General features: G+C 75.0%; 16 protein-coding genes. 6 read left to right on the top strand and 10 right to left on the bottom strand.

The genetic code is table 11. The annotated features are described in order from the left end of the window. Positions 1-66: 66 nt before the first annotated feature. From ACZ3ZE_RS30855 to ACZ3ZE_RS30870, 4 genes are all read right to left on the bottom strand, one after another. Positions 67-963 (bottom strand): hypothetical protein, encoded by an 897-nt coding sequence (locus tag ACZ3ZE_RS30855; RefSeq protein ID WP_361626631.1) that lies wholly within the window; start codon positions 961-963, stop codon positions 67-69. Then, entirely contained in the window at positions 960-1,550 is a 591-nt protein-coding gene (locus ACZ3ZE_RS30860; protein WP_361626628.1) for a hypothetical protein, read from the bottom strand. The genes ACZ3ZE_RS30855 and ACZ3ZE_RS30860 overlap by 4 nt, the downstream gene beginning before the upstream one ends. Continuing rightward, the gene (locus tag ACZ3ZE_RS30865) at positions 1,547-3,073 is read right to left on the bottom strand and encodes a hypothetical protein (RefSeq protein WP_361626625.1); all 1,527 of its coding nucleotides are present in this window, start codon (positions 3,071-3,073) and stop codon (positions 1,547-1,549) included. The genes ACZ3ZE_RS30860 and ACZ3ZE_RS30865 overlap by 4 nt, the downstream gene beginning before the upstream one ends. 86 nt (positions 3,074-3,159) lie before the next feature. Then, the gene (locus tag ACZ3ZE_RS30870) at positions 3,160-3,855 is read right to left on the bottom strand and encodes a GntR family transcriptional regulator (RefSeq protein WP_361169167.1); all 696 of its coding nucleotides are present in this window, start codon (positions 3,853-3,855) and stop codon (positions 3,160-3,162) included. A 207-nt stretch (positions 3,856-4,062) separates the two neighbouring features. Between ACZ3ZE_RS30870 and ACZ3ZE_RS30875 the strand changes: the two genes are divergently transcribed. The 4 genes from ACZ3ZE_RS30875 to ACZ3ZE_RS30890 all read left to right on the top strand — a co-directional run bounded on the left by ACZ3ZE_RS30875 (position 4,063) and on the right by ACZ3ZE_RS30890 (position 7,707). After that, a complete protein-coding gene (locus tag ACZ3ZE_RS30875; RefSeq protein ID WP_361169170.1) occupies positions 4,063-5,343 on the top strand; it encodes an MFS transporter in 1,281 nt (426 codons plus the stop codon). 116 nt (positions 5,344-5,459) lie between these two features. Continuing rightward, positions 5,460-6,224, top strand: a complete 765-nt coding sequence (locus tag ACZ3ZE_RS30880) for a LamB/YcsF family protein (protein ID WP_361169174.1) — start codon at positions 5,460-5,462, stop codon at positions 6,222-6,224. Next, entirely contained in the window at positions 6,221-6,847 is a 627-nt protein-coding gene (locus tag ACZ3ZE_RS30885; RefSeq protein ID WP_361169177.1) for a 5-oxoprolinase subunit B family protein, read from the top strand. The genes ACZ3ZE_RS30880 and ACZ3ZE_RS30885 overlap by 4 nt, the downstream gene beginning before the upstream one ends. Next, entirely contained in the window at positions 6,844-7,707 is an 864-nt protein-coding gene (locus ACZ3ZE_RS30890; RefSeq protein WP_361169180.1) for a 5-oxoprolinase subunit C family protein, read from the top strand. The genes ACZ3ZE_RS30885 and ACZ3ZE_RS30890 overlap by 4 nt, the downstream gene beginning before the upstream one ends. Positions 7,708-7,716: 9 nt before the next feature. Here the strand turns inward: ACZ3ZE_RS30890 and ACZ3ZE_RS30895 are convergent, their stop codons facing one another. The 6 genes from ACZ3ZE_RS30895 to ACZ3ZE_RS30920 form a co-directional block, all read right to left on the bottom strand. Next, the gene (locus ACZ3ZE_RS30895; protein WP_361169183.1) at positions 7,717-11,310 is read right to left on the bottom strand and encodes a hydantoinase B/oxoprolinase family protein; all 3,594 of its coding nucleotides are present in this window, start codon (positions 11,308-11,310) and stop codon (positions 7,717-7,719) included. A 4-nt stretch (positions 11,311-11,314) separates the two neighbouring features. Next, complete coding sequence (locus ACZ3ZE_RS30900) at positions 11,315-12,277, bottom strand: SGNH/GDSL hydrolase family protein (protein WP_467261535.1); 963 nt, start codon at positions 12,275-12,277, stop codon at positions 11,315-11,317. Continuing rightward, positions 12,274-13,428: a glycosyltransferase gene (locus ACZ3ZE_RS30905; protein WP_467261537.1), complete on the bottom strand. Its 1,155-nt coding sequence runs from the start codon at positions 13,426-13,428 to the stop codon at positions 12,274-12,276. Before ACZ3ZE_RS30905 ends, ACZ3ZE_RS30900 begins: the two co-directional genes overlap by 4 nt. Then, positions 13,425-14,555: a glycosyltransferase family 4 protein gene (locus ACZ3ZE_RS30910; protein ID WP_467261539.1), complete on the bottom strand. Its 1,131-nt coding sequence runs from the start codon at positions 14,553-14,555 to the stop codon at positions 13,425-13,427. Before ACZ3ZE_RS30910 ends, ACZ3ZE_RS30905 begins: the two co-directional genes overlap by 4 nt. 137 nt (positions 14,556-14,692) lie before the next feature. Further along, entirely contained in the window at positions 14,693-16,114 is a 1,422-nt protein-coding gene (locus ACZ3ZE_RS30915; protein WP_361169195.1) for a HEAT repeat domain-containing protein, read from the bottom strand. Between the two features lie 242 nt (positions 16,115-16,356). After that, on the bottom strand, positions 16,357-16,755 hold the full coding sequence (locus tag ACZ3ZE_RS30920; RefSeq protein WP_467261541.1) for an ankyrin repeat domain-containing protein: 399 nt from the start codon (positions 16,753-16,755) through the stop codon (positions 16,357-16,359). A gap of 294 nt (positions 16,756-17,049) precedes the next feature. On the opposite strand from ACZ3ZE_RS30920, the gene ACZ3ZE_RS30925 reads away from it, so the two are divergent. Together ACZ3ZE_RS30925 and ACZ3ZE_RS30930 are read left to right on the top strand one after the other, a co-directional pair. Continuing rightward, positions 17,050-17,244 carry a hypothetical protein gene (locus ACZ3ZE_RS30925; protein WP_046907412.1) on the top strand — a complete coding sequence of 65 codons (195 nt, stop codon included), beginning with the start codon at positions 17,050-17,052 and terminating at the stop codon, positions 17,242-17,244. 37 nt (positions 17,245-17,281) lie between these two features. Continuing rightward, positions 17,282-18,919, top strand: coding sequence for a hypothetical protein (locus ACZ3ZE_RS30930; RefSeq protein ID WP_467261543.1), 1,638 nt, complete (start codon positions 17,282-17,284; stop codon positions 18,917-18,919). Positions 18,920-19,004 lie beyond the last annotated feature (85 nt).

Below are 19,004 nucleotides of genomic sequence, written 5' to 3' on the forward strand. Positions count from 1 at the left end.
TCTCGTACGCGGGATGGGCGGTTACGTGCGGGGGGCGGTCACGCGTCGGCGGTCACGCGCAGGCGGTCAGGCATGGAAGGGCAGGCCGGCGTCGGCGGCGAGCTCCAGGTCGTCGCCCTCGGGCGGCGGCAGGAGGGTCGCGGATCCGTCGCTGACCGGAACGACGCCGAGTTCGAGGAGCTCGGCCATGGCGGCGCTGCCGGCCATGTCGCGGACCTGGAGCTGGTAGCGGGCGGTGGTGCGGTAGGAGCCGCCGGACTCGTCGCCGGTCCGCTGGAGGAAGCCGGAGTCGGTGAGGAAGCCGACGGCCTTGCCGACGATGCCGGTGGTGGAGCCGGCGAGGCGGCGGGCGTCCTTGGTGGCGCCGGTGGCGCTGCGGCGGGCGTAGATCCGCCAGGCGGCCTCCAGGCCGGGGGCGTCGGAGGCGGGGTCGGTGTTCTCGCCGTCCTGCTCGGCGCGCTCTTCGAGGCGGCGGCAGGCCTGGCGGACGAAGGCGTCGACGCCGTTGACGGTGAGGCGGCCGATGTAGCCGTCGTCGGCCAGGTCCTCCGGGCGGGGGAAGGCCATGGTCGCGACGGCGAGGTGCGCGAGGCCGTGCAGGAAGCGGTCGGCGGAGTCCGTGGAGGCGCGGCGGGCGTAGTCGCCCATGCGGACGGCGAAGACCGAGTCCTCGCCCGCGGTGACGGCCATCCCCGCGCGCGGGGAGACCTCCAGGACGACCAGGCCGAGGCCGGTGGCGACGGCGTCCGCGAGGCGCGCGAAGGCGGGGTTCTCGCGGTAGCGGCGCAGCAGCTCGGCGTACTCGGCGTCACGGGCGGGCAGCAGCTTGGGCTGCAGGCCGAACGAGACGAGCCGCGCCGCGTCGGCGGCGTCCGCCGGGGTGACGCCCATGGGCGCGGCGGCGCTCTGCGGGGCCTCCGGCTCGCTCCACGCGTCGGTGTGCTCGACGTGGTGTTCGCTCACGGCTGGGGCTCCTCGGTACGGCGGGGGTGCGAAGGGGCGGGACGCCCTGAGGGGACGGGGACGACGACGGGGGCGGGGACGACCACGGCGGGGGCCTGCTCCAGCGGGGCGGCCTGCTCCGATGGAGTCTGCTCGGGTGCCGGGGCGGGCGCGGGCAGAGTCAGGGGCAGGCGTACGGGGGTGACGGCGACGGGCGTGGGCGCCGGGGCAGCCCCGGTGTCGGGCCCGCCCTCAGCCACGGCCGGTGTCCCGGCGTCTGCCGCGGCCACGGGAGCGGCGTCCGGCCGGCGCTTGCGCGGCAGCGGCACGGCGCGCACGAAGGGACGGCGCACGGGCGCGGGCGCCGTCCCGGCGGGGACGGCGCGCACGCGCGGGCCGTCCGTCGGCACGTCGCCGAGGGGCCGGCCGGCGCCGGGGCGGGTCAGGGGCACGGCGGCGACGCGGGGGCCGGGGGCGCGGTCGGCGGCCGTAGTGGTGGCGCCTCCGGCGCGTGGAGTACCTGCCGGATCTGAGCCAGGGGTCCCAGCCGCCTTCGGGCCACCGTGCCCCGCGGCCTCCAGCTCCTCCGGCGTGTCGTCCGCCGTCATGTCGCCTCCGAGCGGTCCGCGGCCATGCCGACGGCGTCGAGGAGGGCCGTGCCGACGATGAGGTCGGCGCCGCCGAACTCGGGGTCGTCGAGGGTGGTGCCGTCGTCGACGGCGAACAGCAGGCGTTGCTCGCCCTGGCGGTAGGCGGTGCCGACCGGGGGGCTCGCCGCGTGCACGGCGAGGAGGGCGACCAGGTAGGGGAGGTCGGTGTCGCGGCGTCGGGCGTCGGCGAGCAGGCCGGAGAGTCGGCGCGGGGCGTCGTGCTCCAGGTCGAGGAGCTCCATGGCGCTCGCCAGCTGCTCCTCGCTGAAGCGGCTGTCGTCCGGGGTGGCGATCAGGTCCGGCTCGGGCATCTCCGCGCCGAGGTGCTGACGCTCCACGGGCGGGGTGAGGAGCAGGTCGACGAGGTCGCCGACGCGGACGGAGGAGGGGGTACGCAGGCCGGTGCCGTGGGCGAAGAAGGCGTCGGTGACCCGGGTGGCCTGCTCGACGGGGAGCGGGAGCAGCGGGGCGACCAGCTGCCCGTACAGGTCGAGGCCCGTGTAGGCGGTGGGCGCGGCGAAGGCCTGGCGGTCCTGCTCGGCGCGGAAGAGCGGGCCGGCCTCCAGGAGGCGGGACTGGAGCTGGGTGTGGCGCCGGATGCAGTCCTTGACTATGTCGACGAGCTCGGCGGCGCGGCGCTTGTGCTCCTGGTCCTCGGCCTCGTCGCGGGCCTTGCGGATGTTGGTGAGGATCGCGTTCTCGTGGCGGTAGCGGTCGGCGACGTGGTCGAGCGCTTCGGCGATCATGTCGGGCACGGCGTTGAGCCAGTCGACCGCGCGGACGTTGCGCCGGGTGGCCTCCAAGGTCCTGCGGAGGGTCTCGGCGTACTGCACGGTCCGGTAGCGGGCCTGCTCGGCGGCGAGCTGGGCGTCGGCCAGGCGGCCCCGGCTGATGAGGACCTCCAGCTTCACCTCGGCGGCGATCTGGGCACTGGTGACGTCGGTGTCGAGGGCGCCGACGAGCACGTTGACGGCCTCGTCGGTGGTGCGCAGGCAGACTCCGCCGCCGTAGCCGGGGACCTCTTCGACCAGCTTGAAGTCGTAGTCGCGGCGGGTGTAGACGCCGTCGGCGCCGAACGTGCCGTACACGGCGCGGAAGCCGCGGTCGACGCTGCCGACGTTGATCAGGTTCTCCAGGACCCAGCGGGCCACCCGCTCGTGCTCGGCGGTGGGGCGCTCGGGGGCCTGGGCGGCGACGCGGGGCAGCAGCCGGGCGACGACCTGGTCGTGGTCGGCGCCGGTGTCGAAGTCCATGTTGAGCGTGACCAGGTCGATCGCGGAGAGGGCGACCTCGGCCATCGCGTAGACCGAGTACTCGCCGGCCAGGTTCGCCTTGCGCACGTCCAGGTCGTGCAGCGGGGCCGTGCACGCGAGCGCGCGGAGCCGCCGCGCGAGCCCTTCGTCGGCGGCCGGGCCCTGCGCGGGGCGCGGCCCCGCGCTGAGCTGGGGCGGAGCGAGGTCCGTCGAGGCAGGCGAAGTCACGGTGCACAGAGTAGGTCCTCGCACTGACAACGGTCGAAACGGCGCTTATACGACCGGGTGTGCGGCCCGGTCGCGCGGGGCCGGGTTCAGGGCTCCGGGTCGTCGACCGCCTTCGCGTACACGTCGGTGATCCGGGTGCGGGAGTCGTCGAGGTAGCGGGCGAGGAGCTGTTCGGCCCGGTCTCGTTCACCGGCCCGCAGGGCGTCCAGAATCTCCCGGTTTCGCAGGAGATACGGCTCGTGGAGTCCGCGTGGGTCGTCCACGATGTGGAAGGCGAGGCGGAGTTCGGCGAGGACGCCGCGCATGAGTTCGTCGGTGCGGGCACTGCCGGCGAGGGCGACGAGTTCGCGGTGGAAGTGGATGTTGGCCGTGGAGACGCGCTTCCAGTCCCCGCTGCGGGCGGCCCGCTCGCCCTCGGCGACGGCGGCGGTGAGGCCGTCGACGGTGAACGGCGGTTCCCCCAGGGCGTGGACGACGGCGCACTCGACGAGCCGGCGGGTGCGGTAGATGTCGTCGATGTCGTCGACGGCGAGGACCCGGACGAAGACGCCCCGGTTGAGCCGGTGGACGAGCAGCCGCTCGTGGGTGAGCAGCCGGAACGCCTCGCGCAGTGTGTTGCGGGACACACCGAGGGCGCCGCCGATGCCGTCCTCGGAGAGGCGGGTGCCGGGCGGGAAGAAGCCTTCGGCGATCCGGGTGCGCAGGATGTCCGCGACCCGCTCCGCCGTGCTCGTGCGCCCCAGGAGGGCGCGGTCGTCCGCCAGGTCCCCGATCGAGTCCATCGCTTTCCGTTCCCTCCGTCGTTCGCGGCCGAGTCAATCGCAGGACCGGCTCCGGAGACAAGGACGGGAGGCTCCGACGATACGACTCTTGTCGGATCGTTGAACGATCCCTACATTGAACGACACCGCACGGTACGTCAGCACGGTCTCAGCACGGTTCTCAGCACGTCTCTCCCGCACTCTCCTCCTCCTTACTGCGAGGTGCAGATGAGCACGACCCAGACCCGGCAGCCCTCCCGGGGCGAACGCCCCGACGACACCGGCGCGTTCGCCTGGCTGCGCGCCCTCGGACCGCGCGGCAGGCGCGCGTTCGGCGGCGCCTTCGGCGGTTACGCCCTCGATTCGTACGACTTCTTCACCCTGCCCCTGTCGATGGTGGCCATCGCCGCCTCCTTCGGTCTGGACAAGGGCCAGACCGGCCTCCTCACCACGGTCACGCTCGTGGTCTCCGCCGTCGGCGGCGCGCTGGCCGGCGTCCTCGCCGACCGGATCGGCCGGGTGAAGGCGCTCCTCGTCACGGTGATCGCGTTCGCGCTCTTCACCGTCCTGTGCGGCTTCGCGCCCAACTACGAGACCCTGATGGTCTTCCGCGCCCTCCAGGGGCTCGGTTTCGGCGGCGAGTGGGCGGTCGGCGCCATCCTGGTCGCCGAGTACGCCTCTTCGCGGCACCGTGGGCGCACCCTGGGCGGCGTCCAGAGCGCGTGGGCGGCCGGCTGGGCGCTCGCCGTGATCGTCTACACGCTGGTCTTCCGGTTCGTCGACGCCGACACCGCCTGGCGCGTCATGTTCTGGACCGGTGCCCTGCCCGCCCTCCTCGTCGTCTACGTACGGCGCAACGTCGAGGACGCGCCGCAGGCGGCCGAGGCGCGCCGCGCGAACGCCGGCCGCGGTTCCTTCACCGCCGTCTTCAAGCGCCCGCTGCTCGGCACGACGTTCTTCGCCGTGCTCTTGTCGACGGGCGTCCAGGGCGGCTACTACACGCTCGCCACCTGGGTGCCGACCTTCCTGAAGACCGAACGCGGGCTCACCGTCGTCGGCACCGGCGGCTATCTCGCCTTCCTCATCTCGGGGGCCTTCACCGGCTATCTGACCGGCGGGTACCTCACGGACCGGCTCGGCAGGAAGCGGAACATCGCGCTCTTCGCGGTGCTGTCCGCGGTGGCCGTCCTCGCCTACACCCACATCCCCGACGGCGCCAACACGCTCCTCCTGGTGCTCGGTTTCCCGCTCGGCTTCTGCATGTCGGCCATCTTCAGCGGCTTCGGCTCCTTCCTCGCCGAGCTGTATCCGACCGCCGTGCGCGGCACGGGGCAGGGCTTCACGTACAACACCGGGCGCGCGGTCGGCGCCGTCTTCCCGGCCCTGGTCGGGTTCCTCGCCGAGAGCTGGGGCGTGGGCGGGGCGCTCGTCTTCGGCGCGGCTGGCTACGGCCTGGCCCTGCTGGCCCTGCTCGGCCTGCCGGAGACCCGGGGGAGGGAGCTCGCATGACCCGCGCCGCCGTCATCGACCCGCGGACCGCCCGCGCGCTGGCCCGCGGCGGGGCCTGACCGGGGAACGTGCCCCGTTCCCCCGCTCTTCTGCGCACGAAAGGAAGGAAACCCACCATGACCCCGGTCTCGATCGACCTCAACGCCGACCTCGGCGAGGGCTTCGGCCGCTGGACGCTGACCGACGACGAGGAGTTGCTCTCGGTGGTCACCAGCGCCAATGTCGCCTGCGGCTTCCATGCCGGGGACGCGGCGACGATGCGGCGCGTCTGCGAGCTGGCGGCGGCGAGAGGGGTGCGGATCGGGGCCCAGGTCTCCTACCGGGACCTGGCGGGGTTCGGCCGGCGCTCCATGGACGTGCCGGCGGCGGAGCTGGCGGCCGAGGTCGCGTACCAGATCGGCGCCCTGGAGGTGTTCGCGCGGGCGGCCGGCTCCCGCGTGGCGTACGTCAAGCCGCACGGGGCGCTCTACAACCGGGTCGTCCGTGACGAGGAGCAGGCGGCGGCGGTCGTCGAGGGGGTCCTGCTCGCCTCGGCGGAGCTGCCTGTGCTCGGGCTGCCGGGCTCGCGGCTGCACGAGGCGGCGGCGCTGGCCGGGCTGCCCGTCGTCGGCGAGGCCTTCGGCGACCGCGCGTACCGGGCGGACGGCACCCTGCTGCCACGGGGGCAGGAGGGTGCCGTGGTGACCGATCCGGGCGAGGTCGTCGAACGGGCCGTGTCCATGGCCCGGTTCGGGGTGGTCACCGCGCACTGCGGGCAGGCGGTCGCCGTCCGGGCGCGCTCGCTGTGCCTGCACGGCGACACTCCCGGCGCGGTCGGGCTCGCCCGGCTGGTGCGTGAGCGGCTGGAGTCCTCGGGCGTCCGGGTGGAGGCCTTCGCGTGAGGGCGCGCAAGGTGTACCGGGTGGGTGACCGGGGGCTGCTCGTCGAGCTGGTGAGCGGGGAGGCGGCCGAGGCCTTCCACGCCGAGCTGCTGCGGCGGCGGGAGGCGGGCGCGCTGCCCTCCGTACGGGAGATCGTGCCGGCGGCGCGGACCGTGCTCCTCGAAGGGGTGACGGCGCCGGACCGGCTCGCGGCCGAGCTGCGTTCCTGGGACGTGCCCGCGCGGTGCGCGCCCGAGGGGGCCGCCGTGACGGTGCCGGTGCGGTACGACGGGCCGGACCTGGCAGAGGTCGCCGCCCTGTGGGGGGTGTCGGCCGAGGCGGCGGTGCGGATCCACACCGAGACAGTGTTCCGGGTCGCGTTCTGCGGCTTCGCGCCGGGCTTCGGCTATCTGACGGGGCTCGGGCCGCGGTACGAGGTGCCGCGCCGGGCCACGCCGCGGACCGCCGTCCCGGCCGGGTCGGTGGCGCTGGCCGGGCCGTACACGGGCGTGTATCCGCGCTCCTCGCCGGGCGGCTGGCAGCTGATCGGCACCACGGACGCGGTGCTGTGGGACACGGCGCGCGAGCCGGCGGCGCTGCTCTCCCCGGGTGCCCGGGTGCGTTTCACGGTGGCGGGCCGATGAGCGATCGTGCCGTGGCCGTCGTACGGGCCGGGGCGCTGACCACCGTGCAGGACCTGGGCAGGGCGGGGTACGCGCATCTGGGCGTGCCGCGGTCGGGGGCGCTGGACCCGGGCGCGGTGCGGCTCGTCAACCGGCTGCTCGGCAACGAGGAGGGCGCGGCCGTCCTGGAGACCACGGTCACCGGGTGCGCGGTGCGCCCGAGGGGCGCGGTGACGGTGGTGGTCGGCGGGGCGCCGTGCCCGGTGTCCGTGGACGGCCGGCCCGTCGCCTGGGGCACGGTCGTACGGGTCGGTCCGGGGCGGCTCCTGGAGGTGGGGGCGGCCGTGCGCGGGCTGCGCTCGTACGTGGGATTCGGCGGCGGTGTCGCCGTGGACCCGGTGCTCGGCAGCCGCTCGACCGATCTGCTGTCCGGGCTCGGCCCGGCGCCGCTGTCGGACGGGGAGGTGCTGCCGCTGGGAGCGGTCACGGCCGTACGGGGGTCGGTCGACGCTCCGCCCTGGCCGGGCCCGCGGGACGAGCTCGTCCTGCGGGTCCGGCTGGGTCCGCGCGACGACTGGTTCACGCCGGACGCACTGCGGACGCTCGCGACGGGCGGGTGGCGGGTGTCCTCGGCGAGCAACCGGATCGGGCTGCGCACGGAGGGGCCTTCCCTGGAGCGGGCGGTCGCGCGGGAGCTGCCCAGCGAGGGCATGGCCCTGGGTGCGGTGCAGGTGCCGCCGGACGGGCGTCCGGTGGTGTTCCTGGCCGATCATCCGACGACGGGCGGTTACCCGGTGGTGGGGGTGGTCCGGGAGGCGGATCTGGCGGGCGCGGCGCAGGCCGTGCCGGGGACGGTGGTGCGTTTCGTCCCGTACCGCTGAAAACCCTGTTCACAGGGGCGGCGGGCCGTAGCCGCCGCCTCCGGGGGTGCGGACGACGAGGACGTCTCCGGGGCCGACCTCGGTGGTGTCGACGCCGTCGAGGTGGTCGACGGTGCCGTCGGCGCGTTCGACGGTGTTGGCGCCGAGGGCGCCGGGCTCGCCGCCCGCCATGCCGTAGGGCGGGACGTGGCGGTGTCCGGTGAGCAGGGCGACCGTCATGGGTTCCAGGAAGCGGATGCGGCGCTCGACGCCGTCGCCGCCGGGCCAGCGGCCCCGGCCGCCGCTGCCGTCGCGGACGGCGAAGGCGTCGACCCGGACGGGATGGCGCCACTCCAGGATCTCGGGGTCGGTGAGCCGGGAGTTGGTCATGTGGGTCTGCACGGCGTCGGCTCCGGCGAAGCCCTCGCCCGCGCCGGATCCGCTGGCGACGGTCTCGTAGTACTGCACGCGGTCGTTGCCGAAGGTGACGTTGTTCATGGTGCCGGAGCCCTCGGCCTGCACGCCGAGGGCCGCGTAGAGGGCGCCGGTGACGGCCTGGGAGGTCTCGACGTTCCCGGCGACGGTGGCGGCGGGGTGGACGGGGGCCAGCATGGAGCCGGGCGGGACGCGGACGTCGAGCGGTTCCAGGCAGCCGCTGTTGAGCGGGATGTCCTCGTCGACGAGCGTGCGGAAGACGTAGAGCACGGCCGCCATGACCACGGAGGTGGGGGCGTTGGCGTTGCCGGGCAGCTGGGGCGAGGTGCCGGTGAAGTCGAGGACGGCGCCGCGGTGTTCGCGGTCGACGCGGACGGCGACCTGGACGACGGCGCCGGCGTCGGTCTCGTAACGGCAGCTTCCGTCGCGCAGCCGGGCGACGATCCGGCGGACGGACTCCTCGGCGTTGGCGCGGACGTGCCGCATGTACGCGTGGACGACGTCGAGGCCGAACTCGGCGACGGTCCGGCGGAGTTCCTCGATGCCCTTCTCGTTGGCGGCGATCTGGGCCCGCAGGTCGGCGAGGTTGGTGTCGGGGTCGCGCGAGGGGTGGCGGGCGCCGGTGAGCAGGGCCCTGGTCTCGGCCTCGCGCAGTCTCCCGTCGCGCACGAGCAGCCAGTTGTCGAAGAGGACGCCCTCCTCGTCGACGGTGCGGCTGAAGGCGGGCATGGAGCCGGGGGTGATGCCGCCGATCTCGGCGTGGTGGCCCCGGGAGGCGACGAGGAAGCGCAGGGCGGTGCCGGTGTCGTCGAAGACGGGCGTGACGACGGTGATGTCGGGGAGGTGGGTGCCGCCGTGGTACGGGTCGTTGATCGCGTACGCGTCGCCGGGGCGCAGGGAGTCCCGGTTGCGGCGCAGGACCTCCTTGATGGACTCGCCCATGGAACCGAGGTGGACCGGGATGTGGGGGGCGTTGGCGATGAGGTTGCCCTCGGGGTCGAAGAGGGCGCAGGAGAAGTCGAGCCGTTCCTTGATGTTGACGGAGTGGGCGGTGTTCTCCAGGCGCACGCCCATCTGCTCGGCGATCGCCATGAAGTGGTTGTTGAACACCTCCAGGAGGACGGGGTCGACGTCGGTGCCGGCGGCCACCCGCGCGGGGCGCGGGGTGACTCGGTGCAGGAGGAGGTGTCCGCCGTCGGCGGCGGTGGCGCGCCAGCCGGCGTCGACGACAGTGGTGGCGTCGGCCTCGGCGAGGATCGCGGGGCCGGTGACGGTGTCGCCGGGGCGCAGGTCCTCGCGGCGGTGCAGCGGGGTGGGGACGGGCTCCCCCGCGCTGTGGGTGGTGACCGTGGCGCGCGGGGTGAGCCGCCCTTGTCGTGCTCCTTCGGGGACGACGACGGGGCCGTGGGGTCCCGCGGCGCCGACGGCCTCGACGGAGACGGCCTCGACGACGAGCGGCTTGTCCATGGTGAAGGCGTACCGCGCGCGATGGATGGCTGTGAACGCGGTTTTCATCGATTCGGCGGGTGCCAGGGGTACGGGGAGAGCGGCGTCGGTGCCGGCGTACCGCAGCAGGACGCGCGCACGGGTGGTGATGGCCTCGTCGGTGAGTCCGTCGGCGCGGAGTTCGGCGCGGGTGCGGTCGGCGAGGGCGGCGCAGAGCTCGGTGAGGCGTGCGGCGGTGCCGGGGGCGTCGAGTTCGGCCTCGACGGACTGCTCGCGCATGGCGGTGGCGTCGGCGAGGCCGATGCCGTACGCGGACAGGACGCCGGCCAGGGGCGGTACGAGGACGGTGTCGATGCCGAGCGCGTCGGCGACGGCGCAGGCGTGCTGGCCGCCGGCGCCGCCGAAGCAGGTGAGGGCGTAGCGGGTGACGTCGTGGCCGCGCTGGACGGAGATCTTCTTGACGGCGTTGGCCATGTCGAGGACGGCGATCTCCAGGAAGCCCGCGGCGACCTCCTCGGGGGTGCGTCCGCCGCCCACCTCGGCGGCGAGGGCCGTGAACCGTTCGCGGACGACCTGGGCGTCGAGCGGCTCGTCGCCGTTCTCGCCGAACACGGCCGGGAAGTGGCCGGGCTGGATCCGGCCCAGCATGACGTTGGCGTCGGTCACGGTCAGCGGGCCGCCGCGCCGGTAGCAGGCGGGGCCGGGCACGGCGCCCGCCGAGTCGGGGCCGACGCGGTAGCGGCGCCCGTCGTAGTGGAGGACGGAGCCGCCGCCGGCGGCGACGGTGTGGATGCTCATCATCGGGGCGCGCATCCGGACGCCGGCGACCTGGGTGCCGAGTTCGCGCTCGAACTCGCCCGCGTAGTGGGACACGTCGGTGGAGGTGCCGCCCATGTCGAAGCCGATGACCCGGTCGAGTCCGGCCTGGGCCGAGGTGCGGGCCATGCCGACGACGCCGCCGGCCGGGCCGGACAGGACGGCGTCCTTGCCGCGGAAGTTCGCGGCCTCGCGCAGGCCTCCGTTGGACTGCATGAACATCAGGCGGATTCCGGCGAGTTCGGCGGCGACCTCGTCGACGTACCGGCGCAGGATCGGCGAGAGGTAGGCGTCGACGACGGTGGTGTCGCCCCGGGGGACGAGTTTGATGAGTGGACTGACCTCGTGGGAGACGCTGACCTGGGTGAATCCGGCGGCGCGGGCGAGGGCGGCGACGCGGGTCTCGTGCTCGGGGTACCGGTAGCCGTGGACGAGGACGACGGCGGCGGAGCGCAGTCCGGCGTCGTGGGCGGCGGCGAGCCGCTCGCGGACGGCGTCCTCGTCGAGCGGGCTGACGACCCCGCCGTGGGCGTCGACCCGCTCGGGGACCTCGACGACCCGCGCGTAGACCGCCTCGGGGAGCACGATGTGCCGGTCGAAGAGGCGGGGGCGGTTCTGGTAGGCGATGCGCAAGGCGTCGCGGAAGCCGGCCGTGATCAGGAGGACGGTGGGCTCGCCGCGCCGCTCCAGGAGGGCGTTGGTGGCGACCGTGGTGCCCATCTTGACGACGTCGATCCGGTCGGCGGGGACGGGCTCCCCGGGGCCGAGGCCGAGGAGGAGCCGGATGCCCGCGACGGCGGCGTCCTGGGTGCGGGCCGGGTCGTGCGAGAGCAGCTTGCGGGTGACGATCCGGCCGTCCGGGCGGCGGCCCACGACATCGGTGAAGGTGCCGCCCCGGTCGATCCAGAACTCCCAGCCTCCGGTCATGTCCTCATTGTGGCGGGAAGGCGGCTCCGAGGGCGCCCGACGCCGTCGGGCGCGCGGCGGACAGGGCGGCCGCCAGGGCGTGCTCGGCGCGGGCGTCGAGCCGGGCGCGGGTCCCGGTGGCGGTGTGGCGCAGTTCGGCGGCGGCGAGCAGGAGCAGCTGCGGCAGCAGGTCGTGGCAGCGGCGCAGGATCCAGGCGGTCCCGGCGGTGGCGAGCCAGAGCGCCGCGTCCGTACGGCCGGGCGGCGGCCGCTCCGGCTCGGGCGACGGGGGCGGGCCGTCGGCGAGGCCCCGGTCGCGCAGGAGTCGGTGGAAGGCGCCCGCGATGGCACGGTGTCCGCGCTCCCCGGGGTGCAGCCGGTCGGCGCTCCACAGGGTCCGGTCCGCGGTCCAGGCGGGTGCGTCCAGGTGCAGGTGGACGGCGTCGTATCGGGCGGAGAGGGCGTGGACGACGCCGTTGACGGACCTCTGGCGCCGGGCCAGGGGGCCGGCGAGCGGCGCGGGAAGGCCGAGCATGAGGCCGGGGTCCGGCAGGCAGGCGGTGAGCAGGACGGCCCCGGCAGCGGTGAGCTCGGCGCAGACCCGGTCGAGGCGGCGGGCGAGGTGCCCGATGTCGAAGGTGTGGCGGAGGGTGTCGTTGACGCCCGCGACGACGGAGGCGAGCTGCGGTTCCAGGGCGAGCGCCGCGGGCAGCTGCCGCTCGGCGACCTCGCGGCTCTGCGCCCCGCTCTCCGCCAGGTTCGTGAACGCGGTGGTCCCGGCGTCGGCCCGCAGGCCTTCGGCGAGCAGCGCGGCCCAGCCCCGCCACCGCCCGTCGGCCCGGTCGCCGACGCCCTCGCTGAGGGAGTCCCCGAGGACGACGAAGCGGACCGGTCCCCGCGCGGTGCCGGATGCCGGGGCTTCGCCCGCGCGGGGGCTGGTTACGGGGCCGTGGCCAGCTCCGGCGTCGGTGCCCGCGAGCGCGGTCATCTCGGGGTCTCCTGGCGGGTGGCGGCGTCGTGGGCGGCCAGGAAGGCGGCGGTGGCGCGGTCCCAGGAGAAGAGCTCCGCGCGGGCGCGGGCCGTCGCCCGCCGCGGCCCCTCGGGGAGGGCGAGGACGGTGCGCACCGCGCGGGCGAAGGCGGCGGGCTCGTCGGCGGCGCAGGCGCCCGCGTCGGCGACGACCTCGGGGAGGGCCGAGGAGGCGCTGCAGACGACGGGGGTGCCGCAGGCGAGTGCCTCCAGGGCGGAGAGCCCGAAGGTCTCGGCGGGTCCGGGGGCCAGGCACACGTCCGCCGCGGCCTGGAGGTCGGCGAGGGCCTCGCGGTCGGCGACGTGGCCGAGGAACCGGACCGGGAGGCGCTGTTCCCGGGCGCGGCGCTCCAGGGCGCCCCGCAGGGGCCCGTCACCCGCCACGACGAGGAGGGCCGGCACCCCTTGGGCGCGCAGTTCGGCGAGGGCGTCGAGGGCCGTGCCGGGGCGCTTCTCGACGGAGAGCCGCGAGCACAGCAGGAGCAGCACCCGCTCGCCGGCCGCGTACCGGGCCCGCAGGACGCTACTGCGGCGCCCGGGCCGGCAGCGGTCCAGGTCGACGCCCAGCGGGGCGCGGACGACGTTGCGGGCCCCGATCCGTACGAACTCCCGCTCGGCCCACTCCGTGGTGCACACGATCCGGGAGTAGGCCCAGGCGGTGCGGCGGTTGAGCCGGTCGGCGGCGCGGGCGGCGGCCGCCTCGGGGACGCCCCAGGTACGGAGCACCCCGTCGGCCGTCTCGTGGGAGACCATCACGGACGGCACCCTGGCCCGGCGGGCCCACTCCCCCGTCCAGCGCAGGGTGGTCCGGTCGGAGACCTCCAGTCGGTCCGGGGCGAGCCCGTCGAGGACGCGGCGCAGGCGGCGCCGGTCGGCGAGCACCCGGTAGCCGCCGGTGCCGGGGATAACGGGCCCCGGCAGGGTGATGACCCTTCCCTGGGCGGTCTCCTCGTCGCTCGCCGCGTCGCCGGGGACGACGAGGACGGGTTCGTGCCCGGCGGCACGGTAGCCCCGGCCCAACTGGTCGAGCGCGGTGCGCAGGCCGCCGGAGGTCGGGGTGACGAAGTTGGCGACCCGCACGATCCGCAGCGCCCGCCCCGTCCCGCTCACGCCGCCACCGCCGTCCGCTCGCGCAGCACCTCCTGGTAGTGGCCGATCAGCTCGTCGCCGACCGCCTCCCAGGTGCGCTGCTCGACGGCGGCCCGTCCGGCTCTGCCGTAGACGGCGCGCAGGGCCGGGGCGGCGACGAGGGCGGCGACGGCCTCGCGCAGGGCCCCGGGGGCGTCGGGCGGTACCAGGAAGCCGGTGCGGCGGTGGTCGACGAGGTCGAGGGGGCCGCCCGCGGCGGGGGCGACGACCGGGATGCCGGAGGCCATGGCCTCCTGGACGGTCTGGCAGAAGGTCTCGTACAGGCCGGTGTGCGCGAACACGTCGAGCGAGGCGAAGATCCGGGCCAGGTCGGCGCCGGTGCGGCGGCCGAGGAAGACGGCGCCGGGGAGCGCGGCGCGCAGCGACGGCTCGCTGGGCCCGTCGCCGACGACCACGACCCGGACGTCGGGCAGCGCGCAGACCCCGGCGAGGAGGTCGACGCGCTTCTCGGGGGCGAGGCGGCCGACGTAGCCGACGAGCGTCTCGCCGCCGGGCGCGAGCGAGCGCCGCAGCGACTCGTCGCGAAGATCCGGCCGGAAGCGCTCGGTGTCGACCCCGCGCCGCCACAGCCGGATCCGGGCGACGCCGTGCGCCTCCAGGTCCCGTACGGCGGCGGTGGAGGGCGCGAGGGTGCGGTCGGCGGCGCCGTGCACCGCGCGGAGCCGGCGCCAGGCGGTGGACTCGCCCGCGCCCACGTACGTACGGGCGTATCCGGCGAGGTCGGTCTGGTAGACGGCGACGGCCGGCAGGCCGAGGCGGGCGGCGGCCGACATGCCGCGCACGCCGAGGACGAAGGGGCTGGCCAGGTGCACGATCTCGGCCCGGTGCTCGGCGATGGCGGCGGCGACCCGGCGGCTGGGGAGGGCGACCCGTACCTGCGGATAGCCGGGCAGCGGCAGGGACGGCACGCGGACGACGGGGCAGGGCGCGTCGGCGTCCGGGCCGGTGGCCGCGAGGGCGCCGAGGGCGGGGGCGACGACCAGGGGGGTGTGGCTGCGGCGGACGAGGTGGAGCGCGGTCTGCTGGGCGCAGTGCGCCACACCGTTGACGTCGGGCGGGAAGGACTCGGTGACGATGACGACACGCATACGGGTGTTGTCGTCGCGCTCGGCGTGTCCCCGTCAAAGTGGATCTGGACGGGCGGGGAACGTCCCATGAGCGTTTGCCCCGGGCGGTGCCAAGAGCGGCGGGGGTGGCCGGACCGGCCACCCCCGGGAGACGGCGCTCAGACCTGGAGGTCGAGATCCGGCCCTATCCGGTTGCGCACGGCCGTCTGGACCTCGGCCTCCTCGGCGGGGTCGGCGGCGAGCCGGCGCAGGCGTTCGGCGACGCGTACGTCACCGGTCTCCGCGTGGAGCGCGGCGAGCTCGCGGGTGGTCTCCTCGCAGTCCCACAGGCATTCGACGGCGAAGCCGTTGGCGAAGGTGGGGTCGGTGGCGGCCAGCGCGCGGGCGGTGCGGCCGCGCAGCTGGGAGGAGGCCGTCTCGCGGTAGATGTGGCGCAGCACGGGGGCCGCGCACCCGATGCCGAGGCGTCCGGCGCCGTCGACGAGGGGGTAGAGGGCGGCCGCGTCGGGGCCCTGGGCACGCACGGTCTCGCGGAGGGCACCGAGGACGAGGGGGGAGTCCTGGGTGCCGCCACGGAAGGCGAGCATGCCGGCGGCGGCCGTGCCGAGTGCGTCGGGGCGGTGGATCCAGCCGCGGGCCCGGTCCACGGCGGCTTCGCCGCACATCCGCTCGAAGGCGGCGACGGCCGCGTCGGCGACGGTGCGGGAGGCCTCGCCGGCGGCGAGTTCGACGAGGTCGAGGACGGCGGGGTCCTGCGCCTCGGCGAGGTAGTGCAGCGCGGCGCAGCGGGCGCCGTCGGGGCCGCGGCGGGCGGTGGCGAGGATCAGCTCGCGGTCCTCGGGGGCGGCGACGGCGACCAGGCAGCGGGCGGCGGGCCCGTGCAGTTCGGCGCCGCGCTCCAGGCCCTCCTGGGCCCAGTCGAGGACGGCTTGGACGCTCCAGCCGGGCCGGGGCCCGGTGGGGCGGAGCTGGCGCTGCCAGCGGTCGAAGGAGCCCTGTTCGCCGGCGGCCTTGATCCGGGCGCCGACGGCGGGACGCGGGTCCTCGGCCCACAGCCGCCAGGGCCGCGGTTCGAACGCGTCGCGGACGGCTGCCGCGAGCTCGGCCTCGCCCTCGGCGTCGGCCGGGAAGCGGGCGAGGACGGGCAGGGCGAGGGAGCGCAGGCCGGCGTCGTCGTCGCGGAGCGCGAGCTCGTCCAGGGCCCAGGCCCAGTTGGTCCCGGTGGCGGCGTACCGCCGCAGGAGCAGCAGGGCGTCGCGGCGTCCGTAGGAGGCGAGGTGGCCGAGGACGGCGAGCGCGAGCCCGGTCCTGCCCTCCTCGGCGTCGAGGTGGTCCTCGGTGCCGAAGAGGTGCGCCTCGATCTCCTCCAGACCTCCGTGAAGGTCCAGGTAGAGCCGTGCGTAGTAGAGGGAGCGGTTCTCGACCTGCCAGTCGTGGCGGGGGTCGTCGAGAACGCAGCCGTTGAGGGCCGCGAGGGCCTCGGCACGTGGCGCGGCGAGCGCGTGCAGGGTGCCGTCGCCGCGGCCCCTCTGCAACAGGCCGAGCAGGGTGCCGCTCGGCGCTATGACTGGATCGAACATGGAAGACGCCTCACATCAAGCTGTCGACACGACCGGGGGGAATCCGGGATGAACCGGGTCAGGCTGTTCGCCTAGGCCGTGCGGCAACACGTCGGGCCGCCCGTCGTCCTGCGCTTGCCAGTGACCATCTTCCTCTGCCTCTCGTCGGTGGCCCCCTGCGGGCCCGACGTCATGATGACCCACCCATTTCGCCACCGCGACCACATTTACGACGCTGCTCTCACCTGGGGTTCAGCCGGTGTTCACCGGGTTCCGAAGAGCTCGAGGAGTTCGGCCTTGCCGAACATCCGCGCCGTGTCCACGGCGGACGGAGTCCCTGCCTCCGGATTCGCCCCGCCGGCCAGGAGCGCGCGGACGACGGCGCCCTCGCCCTTGAAGACGGCGCCGGCGAGCGGGGTCTGGCCGCGGTCGTTGGCGCGGTCGGCGTCGGCGCCGCGCTCCAGGAGGGCGGCGACCGCGTCGGCGTGCCCGTGGTAGGCGGCGAGCATGACGAGCGAGTCGCCCTTCTCGTTGGTGAGGTTCGCCGGGACGCCGGCGTCGACGTAGGCGGCGAGAGCCGCGGCGTCGCCGGTGCGGGCCAGGTCGAAGACCTTGGAAGCCAGCTCGACGACCTCGGGGTCCGGGGTCGGACTCTCGCTCATGGTGGCGCCTACCTCTCATGCTTGACCTGCGCACGGCAAGTGAGGCCGTACGAGTGAATCGACAGGGTACTGCCCGGTCGACGACATGACCGCGCACGATCGAGGCAAAGATCACTCGCGACGCGCTCCCTTTTAGCGCGATCCGGACGTTTCGCCACCCGAAGAAGGACCGGTTCTACGCCGGTCAAGTGAAAACATCAGCAATTCACCCATATGCACCTTTAGTCACATAGATACTTGCTGTGAACCTGGAAGGACTGATGGTGACTGTCCCCTCAACCAGGAGAACACCTCATGATCCTGTCCATCTCAGGCGTCGTCCTGCTCGGCATCATCTGCTTCCTGTTCTTCAAGAAGGACGGCATGAAGGCCTCGCACGCCCTGGTCAGCGCCCTCTTCGGGTTCTACCTCGCGGGCACCGCCATCGCCCCCAGCATCACCGCGGGCGGACAGAGCCTCGCCAGCCTTCTGGGCGGGATCAAGTTCTGACGCCCCCCAGTCCCTTCCACCCCTCCAGGAGTACGACGTGGCCCGGCGACCACTCCCCCGCATTCTGAGCAGCGGCAGCGCCCAGATCGCTCGCAGCCGAGAGATCGCGCGCACGGCCGCCGACAGCGCCACCGACGTGCTCCACCCGCTGATCACCATCTCGCGTGGTCTGCGGAAGCTGGCCGCGACCGCGCGCGCCAAGTGGGCCGCGACCCCCAAGGAGCGGCGCGGTCCCACGCTGTTCCTGGTCGCGGCCTGCATCCTCGTCGTCGCCTTCATGCCCTACGGCCCGCTGCTCGCCCTCGTCGGGGTGATGGGCGCCGCCGCCTGGCAGGGACGGGAGCGCCCGGTCGTCAAGACCGGGCCCGACGACGCCGAGGTCGCCCGCCTCAAGGGCCTCTACGAGGCCCTGGTGCCGTATCTCTCGCTCCCCGACGACCCGGAGCCGCTCTTCGCGCACGGCGGGGACTGGAGCGAGGCCTTCGCGGACTACGCCTTCGACGAGGACGGCCGGCTGACCCGGCTCCGCATCTCCTACCCCCCGTACTTCACCGACGGCGAGCCCGCCGCCCGCGCCCGCATCGAGCAGCTGCTGCACGCCAAATCGGGCCGCGGCCGCGAGTACCTCTTCGCGTGGGACGAGGAGGGCAACCAGCTGACCATGCAGGTGCTCGACGCGCTCCCCACCACCATCGCCGCCCAGCACTTCGTCACGGTGCCCGGCGAGACCGTGCTCGGCTTCACCGACGCCGACGCCGTGCAGCGGACCGTCCCCGTCCAGGCCGCCGACGGCACCGAGGACGCCCCCGCCGTCGTCTGGCGCACCGGGCCGCGCTCCACCGAGCCGCATCTGCTGGCCGTCGGGCAGCCCGGCAGCGGCACCACCTCCCTGCTGCGTTCGATCGCGCTCCAGGCCCTCCCCCATGGCGACGTGCTGGTCATCGAGGGCGGCGGCACCGGAGAGTTCGCCTGCCTGGTCGGCCGGGCCGGGGTGCTCGCCGTCGAGTGCGGGCTCTCGGGCGCCCTGGCGAGCCTGGAATGGGCGGCGCACGAGACCGAGCGGCGCCTCATCGCCGCGAACCGCGCCCGCCAGGCGGGCCACGCGGCCCCCGACGACACCCGGCGCCCGCTGTGGATCCTGCTCGACCGGCCGAGCGTGCTGGGCCACCTGGCCGCCGCCGACGGCCGCCCCGACCCGCAGGACCTGCTCCAGGTGCCGCTGCGGCACGGGCGCGCCGCGCAGGTCACCGTCGTGGTGGCCGAGCAGTTCGACAGCCTGGACGCGCTGGGCGACACGGTACGGACCCACACCCGGGCCCGGGTCGTGCTCGGCCCGGCCGCCCCGGAGCAGATCGCCTCGGTCCTGGGCAGCCGGCCGCACACCACGCCGGTCCCCGACGTGCCGCCGGGCCGCGGCTACGCCCGCCTCGGCACGGCACCCGTGCTGCGCCTCCAGGTGCCCGCCACGCCCGACCCCTTCGACGAGGCGACCAGCGAGGCGCACCGCCAGGCGGTCCTGGAGCTGCTCCCGGAGCGGCAGACGGCCACGACGGCCACGATCGAGGTGGCCCCGGGTTCGGCCCCGGACCCGGACGCCGACGCCGACACGGCACCGACCCTCCGCAAGAACCCCGGCACCACCGCGCTGCCGTCCCCGGTGCCCGCGGAGGGCTGAGCCCCGTATCCCGTACGCGGAAGAGGGCGGCCGCACCGGTGAAGGTGCGGCCGCCCTCTTCGTACGTACACGGGAGACCGGGCCC

Source organism: Streptomyces sp. NPDC023157 (assembly GCF_055560575.1).